The sequence below is a fragment of the Sorangiineae bacterium MSr11954 genome, from assembly GCA_037157815.1.
GTDB classification, from domain to species: Bacteria; Myxococcota_A; Polyangia; order Polyangiales; family Polyangiaceae; genus Pendulispora; species Pendulispora albinea.
In genome coordinates this window covers 7,941,046-7,956,301 of sequence record CP089984.1, presented here as the reverse complement: position 1 = coordinate 7,956,301, position 15,256 = coordinate 7,941,046, and the positions used below count along the sequence as shown (strand labels likewise).

The 15,256-nt window shown below is 64.4% G+C and carries 10 protein-coding genes; 5 read left to right on the top strand and 5 right to left on the bottom strand.

Translation table 11 applies throughout. The features are described from left to right. Nucleotides 1–19: 19 nt before the first annotated feature. The 5 genes from LZC94_30770 (at nt 20) to LZC94_30750 (ending at nt 8,227) form a co-directional block, all read left to right on the top strand. Nucleotides 20–2,722: a non-ribosomal peptide synthetase gene (locus tag LZC94_30770; protein WXB12225.1), complete on the top strand. Its 2,703-nt coding sequence runs from the start codon at nt 20–22 to the stop codon at nt 2,720–2,722. Nucleotides 2,723–2,737: 15 nt separating this feature from the next. After that, nucleotides 2,738–3,694: an NAD(P)-dependent oxidoreductase gene (locus tag LZC94_30765; GenBank protein WXB12224.1), complete on the top strand. Its 957-nt coding sequence runs from the start codon at nt 2,738–2,740 to the stop codon at nt 3,692–3,694. 8 nt (nt 3,695–3,702) lie between these two features. Further along, entirely contained in the window at nt 3,703–5,160 is a 1,458-nt protein-coding gene (locus tag LZC94_30760; protein WXB12223.1) for a nuclear transport factor 2 family protein, read from the top strand. 749 nt (nt 5,161–5,909) lie between these two features. Then, nucleotides 5,910–6,932 (top strand): hypothetical protein, encoded by a 1,023-nt coding sequence (locus tag LZC94_30755; GenBank protein WXB12222.1) that lies wholly within the window; start codon nt 5,910–5,912, stop codon nt 6,930–6,932. Nucleotides 6,933–7,060: 128 nt separating this feature from the next. After that, the gene (locus tag LZC94_30750) at nt 7,061–8,227 is read left to right on the top strand and encodes a hypothetical protein (GenBank protein ID WXB12221.1); all 1,167 of its coding nucleotides are present in this window, start codon (nt 7,061–7,063) and stop codon (nt 8,225–8,227) included. A gap of 734 nt (nt 8,228–8,961) precedes the next feature. On the opposite strand, the gene LZC94_30745 is transcribed toward LZC94_30750, so the two are convergent. The 5 genes from LZC94_30745 to LZC94_30725 all read right to left on the bottom strand — a co-directional run bounded on the left by LZC94_30745 (nt 8,962) and on the right by LZC94_30725 (nt 14,987). After that, entirely contained in the window at nt 8,962–10,188 is a 1,227-nt protein-coding gene (locus tag LZC94_30745; protein ID WXB12220.1) for a hypothetical protein, read from the bottom strand. Between the two features lie 9 nt (nt 10,189–10,197). Further along, nucleotides 10,198–11,148 (bottom strand): hypothetical protein, encoded by a 951-nt coding sequence (locus tag LZC94_30740; protein ID WXB12219.1) that lies wholly within the window; start codon nt 11,146–11,148, stop codon nt 10,198–10,200. An 85-nt stretch (nt 11,149–11,233) separates the two neighbouring features. Beyond that, nucleotides 11,234–12,553 (bottom strand): alpha/beta hydrolase fold domain-containing protein, encoded by a 1,320-nt coding sequence (locus tag LZC94_30735; protein WXB12218.1) that lies wholly within the window; start codon nt 12,551–12,553, stop codon nt 11,234–11,236. Then, the gene (locus LZC94_30730; protein WXB12217.1) at nt 12,550–14,595 is read right to left on the bottom strand and encodes a hypothetical protein; all 2,046 of its coding nucleotides are present in this window, start codon (nt 14,593–14,595) and stop codon (nt 12,550–12,552) included. The genes LZC94_30735 and LZC94_30730 overlap by 4 nt, the downstream gene beginning before the upstream one ends. Next, nucleotides 14,595–14,987 carry a BlaI/MecI/CopY family transcriptional regulator gene (locus LZC94_30725; GenBank protein WXB12216.1) on the bottom strand — a complete coding sequence of 131 codons (393 nt, stop codon included), beginning with the start codon at nt 14,985–14,987 and terminating at the stop codon, nt 14,595–14,597. The genes LZC94_30730 and LZC94_30725 overlap by 1 nt, the downstream gene beginning before the upstream one ends. Nucleotides 14,988–15,256: the final 269 nt, after the last annotated feature.

Sequence of the window (15,256 nt, the reverse complement as noted above, 5' to 3'; positions counted from 1 at the left end):
TCGTTCGGTTCTATCGAGCGTGTTACTCCGCGCGGCGTTCGAATCCCAAGCCGGCGTAACGTACTTCGGCGCGTCCGCGCAGTCGTATGCGTCGCTGCTCGTCGAGGCTCGCCGGATTCTCGGCGGGCTGCGCGCCAGAGGGCTGCGTCCCGGCGCCCGCGTGGTGCTGCTCCTGGAGCGCCCCAGTGAGTTCTTGCCGAGCTTTTGGGCCGCCGTACTCGGCGGGTTCCTGCCGTGCCCTCTGGCGCCAGCCAGGGCCGACGCGAACCGATGGCGGGCCGACCTCCAGCACGTGCACGACCTTTTGGAACAGCCGCTCTTCGTGGTCACCCGCGGTGTGCGCGCCGAGATGCCCGAGGTTCCTGGCCTCTCGATCGCGGTGCTCGAAGACTTGGCCGCCGCGCCCGAAGACACGCGTGCCTACGAATCGCGCCCCTCGGATCCGACGCTGCTCATGCTCACCTCCGGTTCCACCGGGCGCTCGAAGGCGGTGATGCTCAGGCACGAGAACCTGTTCGCAGCGCTCGCCGGGAAGACCGCGGCCCTCGCCGTGACCGGGCGCGATATCATGATGAACTGGATCTCGTTCGATCATATCGCGGCCATCGAAGGTCACCTTTTGCCGATGTGGGCCTTTGCCGGGCAGGTGCAGGCGGAGCCGCAGGCCATCCTGTCCAATCCGATCAACTTCCTGGAAGTCCTGGCGATCCACAAGGTGACGCTGACGTTCGCACCGAACTTCTTGTACGGTCTCATCAACAAGGCGATCGCATACGACGCGCTCCGCAGCGACCTCGATCTATCGTCGGTGCGGCATATCATCTCCGGTGGTGAGGCCGCCGTCGTGGCGACCGCGAAAGCGTTCCTCGATGCGCTCGCGCCGTTCGGGCTCGCGCGCAGCGTGATCGTACCGGCATTCGGAATGACCGAGACGTGCGCCGGCAGCGTGTTCTCGTTGGATTTCCCCGCCGTGGACGAGGGGCTCGAGTTCGCATCACTCGGGCATCCCGTGAAGGGTCTCGAAATCCGGGTCGTCGACGAAAACGACGCGACGTTGCCCAACGGCCAAGCGGGCGAGCTCCAAGTGCGCGGCCCGATGGTCACCGAGGGCTATTTCAACAACATGGGCGCGACGTGGTCCGCGTTCACCGTCGACGGCTGGTTTCGCACGGGCGACTTGGGCAAAATCACCGATGGCCGATTGACGCTCGTCGGACGCAGCAAAGACAGCATCATCGTCAACGGCGTGAACTACTTCAGCCACGATCTGGAAAACTCGCTCGAGCAGCTCGAAGGCGTGGAAAAGTCGTACGTGGCCGCGTTTCCCATCCGGCCGAAGGGGACCGACACGGAGCAAGTCGCCGTCGTCTTCAGCCCGACGGACATGAACGAAGAAGGCCACGTCGCCGACGAAGAGCAGCTTTATCGGTTGATGATGGCGATACGCAGCGGTGTCGTGCTTCGTTGGGGCTTCCGTCCCGCCGTCGTCTTGCCGGTCGCGAAGTCGGATATGCCCAAGACGAGCCTCGGCAAACTCCAGCGTTCGGCATTGCGCAAACGGCTCGAGAGCGGGGCCTTCGCCGGGCGCGAGAAGTGGGTCGCCGAGCTGACGACCCGTCAAACCGGTGGCTACGTCGCCCCCAAGGGCGAGGTCGAAGTGAAGCTCGCCGAAATTTACGGCGAGATGTTCAACCTGGCCCCCGCGAAGGTGAGTGCCACGGCGAATTTCTTCGATCTGGGCGGCACCTCCCTCGACGTGCTGCGCTTCAAGCTGATCGTGCAGCGGCGATTGAACCTCCCCGATTTGCCCGTCGCGTGGCTGCTCCAATCGCAGACCGTCCAGAAATTGGCCAAACAGCTCGCCGGCAGCGGCGACGACGCGTACGATCCGTTGGTCGTACTGCAGGCAAGCGGCCATCGCACGCCGCTCTTTTGCGTGCATCCGGGCGTCGGCGAGGTGCTCGTCTTCGTCAATCTGGCGAAATACTTCGTCAACGAGCGGCCATTCTACGCGCTGCGTGCGCGCGGATTCGGCCCGCGAGAAAGCCATTTCGGTACCTTCGAGGAAATGGTCGACACGTACGTGAAAGCCATCCGCGCGCAGCAGCCGAGCGGACCTTATGCCGTCGCGGGTTATTCATATGGCGGCGCGGTGGCCTTCGAGATCGCGAAAAAATTGGAAGCGCTCGGCGAGCGCGTGGACTTCGTGGGCATATTCAACTTGCCCCCGCACATCAGTACCCGAATGAACGAAATCGGCTTCGCCGACGGCGCGGTCAACCTGGCCGTCTTCCTTTCGTTGTTCCCGAAGGAGGAGGCCGCGGACGTCTTGCGGAACGCGATCGAGAAGAGCCTCGATCACCAGCAGCAACTCGGATACATCATCAGCCGAGCTTCCAAGAGCCGCCTGGTCGAGCTGGATCTCGATCTGGCGAAATTCGGGGCTTGGGTCGACTTGGCGCAGACGATGGTGAAACTGGGCCGCACCTACGAGCCCAGCGGCTCCGTGAAGTCGCTCAGCGTCTTTTATTGCCAGCCCTTGAAGGGCACCAAAGAAGATTGGCTCAATCTGCAGCTCCGCGAATGGGATGGTTTCGCGCGCCAGGAGAATCGATACATCGATGTCGCGGGCGAGCACTACACGCTCATGTCACCTCAACACGTCCAATCTTTCCAGGCGACGCTCCGGCAAGAATTGGATCGCGCTCTCGAAGGCAAATAGAAAGGACATCGCGAGATGACGCACAAAAAGATACTGATCACCGGCGGCTCGGGGCAGGTCGCAGGGCCGGCTGTAGAGGCACTCGTGGGCGAGCACGAGGTGTGGTGCCTCGGGCGCTTCAGCGATCCCGAGGCCGAGCGAAGCTTGACGACGCTCGGCGCGCGGACCGTCAAATGGGATATGGGCAAAGACAGCCTCGAGGGCGTGCCGGACGACTTCACCCATGTCATCCATTCGGCGGTTCATCGCGGAGACGGTAAGGATTTCCAGGCGACCGTGGAAATCAACGGCGGCGGGGCCGCGCGCCTGATGACCCATTGTCGAAAGGCGAAGGCTTTCCTCTATATCTCCACCGGCGCCGTGTACGCCCGGAACCCGGACCAAGAGCACTTTTACGCCGAGACCGATCCATTGGGAGGTCACGCTCCGTGGCTTCCGACGTATCCGCTCGGGAAAATCTCGGGCGAGGCGGTCGTGCGCGCGCTGGCCATCACCCTCGGCGTGCCGACGACCATCGCGCGGCTCAATGTCGCGTACGGGCCGCGCGGTCACGGCGGAATGCCGATTCTCCTCTTTCGGCGGATGCTCGCCGGCGAGCCGGTCGCCGTTCCGCGACAGGGACAGAACAGGTGCAACCTGCTCCACACGGACGACGTCGTAAGGCAGATTCCCTTGCTCTGGGATGTCGCGTCGGTCCCCACGCGCGTCGTGAATTGGGGCCACGATGAAGCCGTTGGGGTCAGCGATATGCTTCGTTACATGTCCGAAATCACCCGGATCGAGGCGAAGCTCGAACCGAGCGATTTCAGTCGCGAGACGATCGCCTTCGACAACGCCGTGCGCGAGCGGCTCATCGGCCGCTGCGAAGTCGATTGGCGCGAAGGACTACGCCGCACCCTCGAAGATTTCTTTCCGGGCATCGTGAAGACGGCGCTCGTTGCCAATTCTTATCAAAGCACTGCTGCGAAGTGAGGAACACCATGCCGACCCATGCCGATCTCATACGCGCCTCGTACGAGGCGTTCCGCCGTGGCGATCTCGACGCGGCGCTTGCCCTCTTCGCGCCGGATATTTCATGGACCCATCCCGACGGGATGGCCGATTTCGGCCTCGGCGGCACGAAGATCGGGCACGCGCAGGTCCTCGCGTTCATGAAGCACGCGCGCACCGTCTTTTCTGAGATCCGCCCGATGCCGCGCGAGTTTCTCGAGGACGGCAACCGCGTGATCGTTTTGGGGACGCACCATATGCGCGCGGCCAAAACGGGGCGCGCGTGCACGTTGGAGTTCGTGCACTCTTGGGTATTGGAAAACGGTAAAGCGACGCATTTTACCGACTATCACGATACGACCCCGTTGCGAGGCCTGTTCGATCCCGTGGAGCCCGAAGCGTCGGCCCTCGCGCCCGCTCAGGCGGGCGATCCGGTGCTCGCGTCGCTCTTGGAGCTCAACGACGGGCTTCTCAAAGCGCGCGCCGCGCAGCTCGCAGCGGAGCTCGGGGTCGCCGATCTGCTGACGGGGGGCCCGCGCACCAGCGACGAGCTCGCGGCCAGCACGAAGTCCCACCCGCGCGCGCTGTATCGCTTGCTCCGCACGCTCGCCGCGTGCGGCGTGTTCACCGAAGTGGAGCCGGGCCGCTTCGCGCAGACACCCGCGAGCGCGTACCTCGCGAAGGACCATCCACAATCGGTTCACGGCTGGTTCGTCACGGGCTCGTCGTTCGGCAGGGCATTCGCGGACGCGATGCACAGCATGCGCACCTGCGAACCCGCGTTTCCGCTGGCTCATGGCGAATCGCTCTTTACCTACTTGCGAAGTCGCCCCGAGCTAGGCGCCACGTTCGACGCCGCCATGGCGGATATCAGCCGCATCGAAAGCGCAAACGTGATTCGCGCATACGACTTCAGCCGCGCGCGAAAGCTCGTCGATGTCGGCGGTGGAACGGGAACTTTGCTCTGTGCCATTTTGGATGCCGCGCCGAATGCCACCGGTCTGATTCTCGATCAGCCGCAACTCGGTGCGGGCGCCACACAGGTTCTCGGCGCGAAGGGCCTTTCGGAGCGCGCCTCGTTCGTCGGTGGCGACTTCTTCAAGGAGGTTCCCGCCGGAGCGGATACGTACTTGCTAAAGTGGATTCTCCACGACTGGTCCGACGAGCAGTCGATCGCCATCCTCCGCAACATCCGCCGCGCGATGTCCGCCGACGGCCGACTTCTGCTCATCGAGCACGTGGTCCCGCTCGGTGACAAACCGCATCTGTGCAAGATCAGAGATTTCGCGATGCTCGTCGTCCTGGGAGGTCAAGAACGGACGATTCAGGAGTACAGCGCATTGCTCAGCGCCGCCGGTCTGCAGGTGACCAGCGTCACCGAAACGGAAACGGGTCAGAGCATCATCGAGTCGCGCCCGGCTCCGATCGAGGCCTCCCCCGCGCACTGAGGTCTCGTCGATAGGCAAAGGGTCGTTACGCGCGGATAGAGTCGACGTGAACCTTCCACTCGATGGCGTGGGGACCCGATCGTTTGCTTTTTTGTTCGCCATGCTCATGAACGCCCCTCGCGACGATGATAGAAGATGGCAGTGAGCGCACGCCGCACTTCGGCGGCACACCAACAAACTGACCACGCGCGTCGCTACGCTCCGATTCACGTCGTGTCGGATTGGAACCCCCACGTCGACTTGGAATGGGGCCTCGGGTCCTTCGGAATATGCAGTCAAAACGAACACGCGATGGAGTGGCGCGTGACATCCAATTCACCATCGCCGTTCGACATCGCAAGCTAACCTAGACAAGCTTCGCTTCACGCCTTATCCCCACGGACGACTGATGGGGCGAAGCAAATCGCGTGCTGGAAGCACTGCGCTGGAAGGTCTCGCGCGACGCACGGGCGGAGGCGGCAGCTTTGCAGCATCGTGTGCGAAATTCTGCCATTTCGTGGAGGAGCATCATGCCATCGAAGATGCGGTGATCTTACCCGCGGACTGCGGCCCGAGGACATGCGCGGTTGACGGATTGCGCAAATCGCCAATCGCGACAAAATGCCGACAAATAGCGACAAATGGTGGCAAATCGCAAATGCTACTTGCTCTGAATTGGATTTTGCCTCATTCATTCATCTTCAGGTTTCAGTTTCGAGGAGGCGATCGGGATGCATCGACCGATGTGGTGTTTCGCCTTTGCAGCGATCATGACACCTACGCTGCTCATGGGGGGCTGCAGCGAGGCCAATAGGGAGGACGGCGAACAGCCGCCTTCCGACTTGCTCACGGGCACGACTGGAGGGGGCGATCAGCTGGCGCGAGGCAAATACCTCGTTGATTCGCTGGCTACGTGCGGTGATTGCCATACACCGCGCGACGAAATGGGCAGGCCGCGCGCGGATCGTTATTTGGCGGGCGTGGACTGCTTCGTGGGCGTGGACAATCCGGATGCCGGCCCTGAAGGTCCACCCGGATGCCTCAGCACCCGAAATTTGACCAATCATCCGACGGGGCTGAAAAATCGCACCAACACGCATATTCGCGACATGCTCCTCAACGGCAAACGGCCGAACAACGAGTTCATGAGCGGCGCCATGCCGTATTGGATCCTCCACAACATCACCGGTGCCGATGCCGACGCCATCATCGCTTACCTGCGCACGGTGCCCGGGATCGACCATGCGGTGAAGCCGAATCAATTCCCTTGGTACAATCTTCCCGCGGCGGTGCCCCCCATCGACATGGCCACGGTTTACACGCCGCCGCGCGACGGCAATCCGGATTACGAAAGCCAAATGCGCGGCCGGTACATCGCGGCATCCGCCAGCGGGTGCATCGAGTGCCACACGCCCCAAGTCGGCAATCCGCCGGAGATCGATCGATCGCGGTGGTTCGCGGGCGGGCGCGCCTTCCCTCGCGAGGCGCTCAAGCTGCCTCCCCCATTCCCCGATGTGATTTACTCCACCAATTTGACACCACATGCCACCGGGCTCGGAGCTTATTCCCTCGACCAGATCGTGACCGTGCTGAAGTCGGGGCGCGATCACAATGGCCAGGGCGTCTGTCCGCCCATGCCCGCCGGCCCCACGGGCCCTTATGGCACCATGAACGCCAGCGACGCAATGGACGTGGCCAAGTATTTGAAGTCGCTTCCACCCGTCGACAATGCGCGTCCCGCGGACTGCGTGGTGCCCGGAACCCTCGTTGGCTTTACCGCAGGAGGACGGTGATGCGCAGATGCTTTGCAGCACAATGGATCTTGACGTCCATCCTGGCGGGCGCGGCCGTGATTTCCGCATGCTCCTCCGAAATCCGCCCGGACCACGAGAGCTACGCGTCCTCAGCCCGTCCTCCATCCATGCGCACGAGCGAAACCGCTCATCCAGGTGCGTCGCCGCGCACGAACGAGCCGCTGCTCCTATCGCAGACCGGCCTTTATTCGAACATCATCACCAAACAGATCGCGCCCGGGGTCCTGCTTTACGCACCGACGCACGCTCTTTGGTCCGATGCCGCGGACAAGAGGCGATGGATTTTGCTTCCGCCGGGGACCAAAATCGACACTTCCGACATGGATCATTGGCGGTTTCCCATCGGCACCAAATTTTTCAAAGAGTTCGCCCTCGGCGGGCATCCGATTGAAACGCGGCTCATCGAGCACCTGGCCGATACGGGCGATGCCGAAGTCGATTATCGGATGACGCCCTTCATTTGGCGCAAAGACGAGATGGACGCCGATGCCGCCTTCGAAGGGGCAAGCGATGTGCTCGGCACGGACCACGATGTGCCCAGCCGCAACGATTGCTTCAAGTGCCATATCGGCGACACCGGCAAGGTGCTCGGTTTTTCGGCGCTGCAGCTTTCGCGCATGAGCTCGAGCCCTTCGGAGATCACGCTGTCGTGGCTCGTGGCCCAAGGAAAGCTGTCTGCGCCTCCGCCACCAGGCTCCAATTTTCCGGCGCCCGGCGGTCCGGCCACGGCGGCCGCCCTCGGCTACCTTCACGCCAATTGCGGGCATTGCCATAGCGAAAATGGCTTGGCATGGCCCGATACGCAAATGGTGCTGCGGCTCTCGGTGTCGGAGCGCGATCCGTTGGGTACGCAAATCCACAAAACGACGTTCGGGGTACCTTTGCAGCGCCCGCAGAATGCGCCCTATCCCCTGCGCCTGGTGTCGCGCCATGCAGACCAGAGCGGGCTTATTTACCGCATGTCCACGCGCGGCACGCACGAGCAAATGCCGCCCATTGCCACCGAAAAAGTGGATACGCAAGGCCTCGGGGCCGTCACGGCGTGGGTGAATGGGGGGTGCAGCTCGCAGTCGGATTGCAATTCCAACGAATATTGCGACCCCGCGCCGGGCGCGTGTGGAGGCGCCGGCACCTGCAAACAGTCCGGCAACGTATGCACGGCGGCGGCAGCGCAGTTCGACCCCGTGTGCGGGTGCAATGGGCGAACGTACTCGAACGACTGCTTCCGCATCGGCGCAAGGGTGCCGCTGAAGCACAGGGGGCCCTGCCCGTAGGGGCTTGGGCGGCGACATGACCGATAAGGTCGTGTAGTAATTGTGGTCGAGTCCGCGTTCACCGGGATGGTGCACGGGCTCTGTGGTCAAGAAAAAGACGATCGCATGTCGATCTCGCCGAGCGTCACTCGACGTTTGAAAGGAGGCCGGGCCTTCCCGTCGGTCGGCGCAAGTTTAACGGGCGTGCTGGCCGACGCCCGCCATTGATCACCCGCACCGACTCGCGGGAGATATATGGTGCTCTTCATGTGACCCAAATCGCACCTTCGCGATCGGGCCCGCAAGCCCACCTCTGAACGGTTACTTCCGAGAAGTTGCGAGTGGTTACGGGCCAAGATCGCGTTTCGATTCATGTTTCCCAGATCGCCGTCAGAAAATTCGAATCCCCTGGGGACGCCCGTATTGATTCGTGTGTACGCGGAGATACCGTGTCCGGGCTCCTGTTGCGGTCAGGTTGCCGTAACTTCGCAGGTTGCCGTCGAGCACCGAGACGTAGCGACGAGCGCCGCCCGGTGCGAGGTGCGCATTCCGCACGCGTGGCCGAAGCCCTCTTGGACCTGTCGAAGCGGCGCACCCGCGATCACCAACTGTGCGCGAAGGGGTGTTGCGCATCGCGCATCGCGCCGAGTCGAGAGCCGTCGGCTGCGATACCCGGTACGCGCCCGCATCGACACCGAAGCGGTGGGTCGTGGGGCGGCAAGGACGGGGAGCACGGCGGGCGTCACTCCAGGCTATCACCGCCGCAGTCCGAGCTCATGGCCGAGCACCTTCGAGACGAAGTGGTCGCCGACGGGTTCCGATACGAGCAGCATGCGAATTCGCTCCTTCACGTCGACTTCATTCCCGTGGATGCCGGCGGCGCTCATGGTGGCGTGATACGCCCCCCATACGTCGGCACCGCTGATCTCGTAACCGTAACCCTGGACGAGCCAGTGCAGCGCGAGCAGGCCGGCGTTGACCGCGAAGGCAGGCTGCTCCTGCGCATGGTCGCGCGCGGCCCGGGTGAGCGTCTTGGGATCGCACGGCATGCGGCTCGCGAGTGCAATCGCCTCCCTGTAGAGGCCCGCGTCTTTGGCCGCCGCAAACCACTTGCCCTCGTCACCGGGGGTGGTTTTCACGAGGTCGGAGAGAAGCTCCGAGGGCGTCTTTTGTGGGTACTTCTTGGCGACGGCACGGAAGGTTGCGAGGTAGGTGCCGCCTTGGTTTGCCGTGAGCCCGTAGCGCCGATACGCTTCATCGACGAGACCGGACGAAAGCAGTATCTCTTCGCAAGCGCGTGCGATCGCCATGGGGCTATCGTTGATGTCGCGCCCCTCTTCCGCGTACCGGATGGCTTCGGCTTTCTTGCCCATGGCTGCGAGCGCCTTCACGCCGTATTGACGGTAGTGCCAGCACCTGTAGGGCGCGAGCTCGAGCAGCGTGAGCACCTCGCCGTAGCGCTCGGCCATGACGAGGGCACTGAGGCAGTTGGTGATACCTTTGAAGAAACCCCGTAGCTTTGCCTCGGGATTCCACGCCATATGCACCGTACCCGCGAGACGATCGGCCCACGCGGAGGCAACCCGTTTCGATGCACAAAGCTGTCCCCAATGATCGCCGAGCCGCTCGATGTAGGAGATCTCATCGTCTTGATACGCCTCCCAGAGCCGCTCCAGCCATTCATCGCGTGTCCTCGTGTCCGCCTTTGCGCTCGCGACGAGCGGTACCAGCTCGGCGATGGCGTTGTTCACGGCCGTCCCGATCGCCCCCGACGAGCTGTCGACGTGCTCGAGTGCGGGTGATACGCGCTCGAGGAAAGTGACCGCACCGTCGGCGGCGAGCACCGGATCCGTCTTGGCCATTTTCTTGATCTCGGTAATCGCTTGCTTGATGCGCGTGGTCGCCGGCTGCGACTTCCAGCCAAAGGCACGCCGGCGGAAGCGAGGCTTGAATTCCCATTTGTGCTCTTCACGCTTCGCCACGACTGGACCTCACGACGCCAGGAGGACTCGATGAAGGGCGAGCGCCTTCCGGAGCGGATAATCGAGCTCCTCGCGTCGAAGCTCCGCGATCATGGCGGCGATCTCACGCATGGCGGCGCCGGCATACTGCTCGCGAAGTGTCCGCAGAAAATCCTCGATACGGCAAAATAGACCGTAATCCTCCCACACGGCAAGCTCGAGAAGGTCACGAAGGACCCCGTCTTTGTCGAGCGCATCTCCGGCGAGCTCGAGATACGAGCGCTCCACGTTCGCGAACACGTCGCTCATCTCGGCGAGCGAATCGTCGATTCGCTCCATGGTCTCGATGATGACCGTCAGCGCAGCCCTGTAGAGCGCAAGACGTTCCGCATCCGATGTCATCATCGCGAGTATCTCGATCTTCGATTCGAGCACCGTCGCGATCGTACCGGTCCAGCGATGGTCAAAATACTCGCTCGTTCCGACGACGTTCCGCAGCTCGGGCTCATAACGCGCGGGCGAAACGGAAAAGCATGACCAGTTGCCCCGCATTGCGCGCGCAGCGAGCAGCCGGCGCGGGGTCTTGCACATGGCCTCCGTGCGGCGATTGGGTCCGTCGTGCCAGACGCGCTTGAAGGCCTTCTTTTGTAGCCAGGCGCTTGCGCGCTCCTGGTCATCGAGGAGGTCCTCTGGCCGGCGATTGACACGCGCGAGTCGCGCCTTCAGGTCGGTGACCTGGGCAAGCATCGCTTCGTGATCGTCTCCGCGTGTTCGCGGGTTCCGCCCACGGGCGCGAAACTCTGCAGCGATCGAATCGAGGCCGTTCGGCTCCGTGAGCGCCAAGCGTAAGAGCCAGCGGTCCCAATGACAGAACACCACCCCGTCGACGTCGCGCCACGTCTCGGTTCCGTAGCGGCCACCGTCGTCCAGCGGTTGTTCCTCGGGGCGCACCGCGCGCGGTCGTTTCGTGCGAGCGCTCATGGATGCTGGCTCACGGATCGATCGGCGAAGGCGGTCACTTGCGCCGCGGTGGTCGTGCGAGGGCCCGCTTGACTTGCCGCCATGGTCAAGCCGCCGCGCAGCACTTCTTGTACTTCTTTCCGAATCCACACGGGCATGGATCGTTGCGTCCGACCTTTGCGGAAGCTCGCTCCGTCTCGCCGCGTGGCACGCTCACGATTCGTTGCGCGAGCTCGTGCATGCTCGCCCGAGCGGCGTGCAAAGCGCTCGACGCGGCGCGGGTGTCGCTTCCAAAACGCCGCCCAGAGCTGCTCGAGGCGCTCGCGGTGGCGCTCGTGCTCGAGTTCGAAGGTGGCTTCTCCGGCTCGGTCGACCCGAACGGTTCCTGGATTCGGCGCGCCACGCGGTACAAGTGGCATGAAATCGAGGATGGCTTCTCCGCAATCGCACCCCTGGGCGACGCAGTGGAGATCGACGGCTTCGAGGAGGCGATCACCGAAACGGTAAATGTCCTGCCGGACACCGGCGAGCGCTTCAGCCCACGAAACCACCTCGCCCGGGCGCCAGTCTTCGATTTTGACCAGCGGTGCTTCGCGGCGCTTCTCCTCGGGTCCGGCCATCCTTTGCCTAAGTACCAGAGCCGTCCAATCGCATCGAGAACCTCGCCATCGATGCGCTCGACGATGTCACGCGCCTCGGGATGGAAGGTGGGCGGCGTGTCGCGCGAGATGCGAGTCGCGATATCCGGGTTCAGATCGAGGTTCTCCTCGGTCCATAGGTGCCCCGGATACAGCGCGATCGCGAAGTCCGGGCGGCAGCTCTCGCGGTCGATCGCGTCGATCGCCGGATACGCACGCTCCGCGAAGTGTGTACTCGCCGCTGCGACGAGGTGCCCGCCCGCGGAGAAGCCGAGCACGCCGATCTTGTGCGGATCGATATGCAACTCCGCGGCTCGTGCGCGCACGAGGCTGATCGTCCGCTGCGCGTCCTCGAGTGCGCGCGGCACCTTCGGCGTTATGTGGCACTGACAGCTCGCGAGCCCGTACGGCCCCGTATACGGGACTCGGTACTTTAGCAGCACACACGTGATCCCCCTGGACGTCAGCCAGTCGCAGACCTCCGTGCCCTCGAGGTCGACCGCGAGCGCCTTGTAGCCGCCGCCCGGGAACACGACGATCGCGGCGCGTGTATTCGCTCCGCGCGGCGGATAGACCGTCATGGTCGGCCGCGCGACGTTCGTCACCTGCGTCCACGGGCGCCCTGCGACGAGCGGCTCCGTCTCCGTGGTCGTCGCGTTCTCCGGCCCCGGGACCGGTTGCGCGTCGGGCGCGGCGCCCGGCCAGATGGGTACTTGCGCGGGCGCGCTGGGCCGCGTGCCGCTACACGCAACGAGCGCACACAGCAAAGCGAGCCAGAGCAGCCTCATTGAGCACCCCCTCCGAGCACGCGAGAAGCCACGCGTGCGAAGACCGGGGCCGCAACCCTCCCGCCGCCGCCTTCGTCACGCGGCTGCTCCACGCCGACGAGGATCACGAAGCGCGGCGCGTCGGCAGGGGCAAAGCCGACGAAGCTCGCGTAGAGGGCTTCGCCGCCGTTCGGCAGGGCCCATGCGGACGTGCCGCTCTTTCCTGCGACCCGCACGCCGGCAACGCGCGCGCGCCGGCCCGTTGCGTGTTCGCCGTTCACGGAGCCTTCGAGCAGCGAGACGAGCGCCCGCGCCGTCTCGGCCTTCATGATCGTCTCGCGCGGCGCGGGAGCGGTGCGATGCGACAAGGTAGGCGGGACGTACACGCCGCCGTTCGCCACGGCAGCATAGGCGGCCGCGATCTGGAGCGGGCTCGCCAGCGACGCGCCTTCGCCGATGGCAAGAACGGCGCTGGCGTACGACTTGTCCTCGACGCGCGCGGGGAATTGCCCTGGATTCGCGCCTTCGATGGCCGGTGCCACGCCGAAATGAAACGCGCGCGCCCATCGTCCAAAGCGCTCGCCGCCTAGGCGTGTGAAGATCTTCGCCGGGCCGATGTTCGAGGAGACCGCGAGCATCTCGCCCAAGGACACCGTGCCATGCGGCGTGTTGTCGCGCAGGACGTCGCCCTGGTATTTCCACGCGCCTCGCTCGCAGTCGATCCGCTCGGATGGGGCGACGACACCCTCGTCCAACGCTGCCGCCAAGGTGACGATCTTGAACGTCGACCCAGGGTGGTACGCGCTCTTCACCGCGACATCCGCCGGTGCACCGTGGGCGCGGCCCGCGTTCGCGAGAATCTCGCCCGTCGAAGGATCGAGAACGAGGAGAGCACCGGCCGCCGCTTTCCATTCCGTGACGACGCGATCGAGCTCCTCGTCGGCGATGGCTTGCAGCTTCGGATCGATGGTCGATCCTTCGGGCGCAGTCGCAACCGGCGGCGTCGGCGCCGACGAGAGCGTGGCCGGCGGAGGATCGGCCTTCTTCGCAGCAGGCGTCGCGCAAGCGACCGCGAGGACCGCGGTTCCCGAGCCGGCGACGAGGAGCGCGGAGCGAACGCGCGTGAGCGGACGGCGAGGTCGCCCAGCCGACACGATGGCCGTGACGCGCGCCGCGAGCTCAGAGTGCTCCGCCATTCCCAACGCGAACGACGGCGTCTCACGCGCGGTATCCGCCGAGGCGGCGATCGCGAGCAAATCTTCGGCGTAGGCCGTCGCGCGCGCTCCGGCGAGAATCACCGCGTCGTCAGCCGCGAGCTCGCGCTCGACGCGAAGTCGCCGCGCGACCATCCACGCGAGAGGATTGAACCAATGCGTTGCGCACGCGAGCTGCGCGATCACGTGAACCAAGCAGTCCCGTCGACGCACATGCGCCAGCTCGTGCAGAAGTACGGCATAGCGGCGTTCATCGCTCCACCCTTCCGAGCCGCGCGGAACGAGAATCACCGGCGCAAATACGCCCGTGACCGCCGGCGCATCGAGCTCGCTCGTCACATGGACATCGGCACGAAGGCCAGTGGTGCGCTCCGCGCGCTCCACCGCAAGAGACCACGCGCGCGCGGCGCTCGAACGCCGCACCATCGCGCGCGCTTTGACGAGCCCCACGAGGAGCCTAGCCACCACGAGCAACGCGCCGAACGCCCACGTGGCCACGATCCACGTTGTCCGCCCGATCCGAGCGACGCGCGAAGCTTCGCGGTGCGACAGCGGCACAGCGCGAACCTCGCCCACGGAGGGCATCACGGCCGCGACTTCGTCATCTCCGAGGGGATCGGAGATCGGCACGCCATGCAGCGCGGTGGTCGCGACCGGCGCCTCGACGTGCCACGCCGGCACCACCGCCGAGACGACGGGAGCCGCGAGCGCGCCACCGAGCGCCAACGCGAGCACGAGCCGGCGGGTGGCCGATGCCGAACGGCGAAGGAGCGGCATCGCGGCGAGCGCGAGGCCGAGCAAAAGAGCGGCGCGAAGCGCGTCTGTGAGCAAGGGATCGAGCGGTAGCATCAGCGTCCCTCTTTCTTGGCGCGATCGATGATTTCCGACAGCCTGTCGAGCTCATCGCGCGAGAGCTTCGTCCGAGACGACTCCACGAGCGCGGACATCGTCTGATGGACCGAGCCGCCAAAAAACGTTTTGACCACATGCGCGAGCGCGCTCTTGCGCGCGTCGCGACGAGGCACCGCGGCCGAGTACACGTACCGCTGTCCCTCCTGCGCGTGCGTCACGTGCCCCCGCTCCTCGAGCAAGCGCAAGAGCGCGCGCACCGCCGAATAGCTCGGTGGCTTCGGGAGCTCCTCCAGCACTTCCTGCGCGGTCGCGCGCCCTCGTCGATAGATGATGTCCATGATTTCACGCTCACGCCGCGTGAGGCTCTTGGCCACGGGTACCTTCGGCATGGTCCAGGTGTAGATAGGTGCTAAAAATTTAGCAAGTACTTGGTGCTGTTTTTTTAGCAGCGAGCTTCGCGGCGGAGGGAACCCCAACGCGGCGGCGTTCTGGCGCCGGGTGATCGACGAGTACACGCGCGGCGACTACCAAGAGACCCGCTGGGTTCGGCCCCATTGGTCCGAGATCGTCCAGACCTTCTCAACGGGCTCCGGCGAAGGCGACCTGCCGCCGTCGCGCTAAGTCGACTCGAGGATGGGCAGGGAGTCGGGATAATTGC

What these genes read in the sequence shown, in the direction of transcription:
- LZC94_30725 (WXB12216.1), bottom strand. Translation starts at nt 14,987, where the DNA reads ATGCCGAAGGTACCCGTGGCCAAGAGCCTCACGCGGCGTGAGCGTGAA.
- LZC94_30760 (WXB12223.1), top strand. Translation starts at nt 3,703, where the DNA reads ATGCCGACCCATGCCGATCTCATACGCGCCTCGTACGAGGCGTTCCGC.
- LZC94_30755 (WXB12222.1), top strand. Translation starts at nt 5,910, where the DNA reads ATGACACCTACGCTGCTCATGGGGGGCTGCAGCGAGGCCAATAGGGAG.
- LZC94_30735 (WXB12218.1), bottom strand. Translation starts at nt 12,553, where the DNA reads ATGAGGCTGCTCTGGCTCGCTTTGCTGTGTGCGCTCGTTGCGTGTAGC.
- LZC94_30740 (WXB12219.1), bottom strand. Translation starts at nt 11,148, where the DNA reads ATGAGCGCTCGCACGAAACGACCGCGCGCGGTGCGCCCCGAGGAACAA.
- LZC94_30750 (WXB12221.1), top strand. Translation starts at nt 7,061, where the DNA reads ATGCGCACGAGCGAAACCGCTCATCCAGGTGCGTCGCCGCGCACGAAC.
- LZC94_30765 (WXB12224.1), top strand. Translation starts at nt 2,738, where the DNA reads ATGACGCACAAAAAGATACTGATCACCGGCGGCTCGGGGCAGGTCGCA.
- LZC94_30730 (WXB12217.1), bottom strand. Translation starts at nt 14,595, where the DNA reads ATGCTACCGCTCGATCCCTTGCTCACAGACGCGCTTCGCGCCGCTCTT.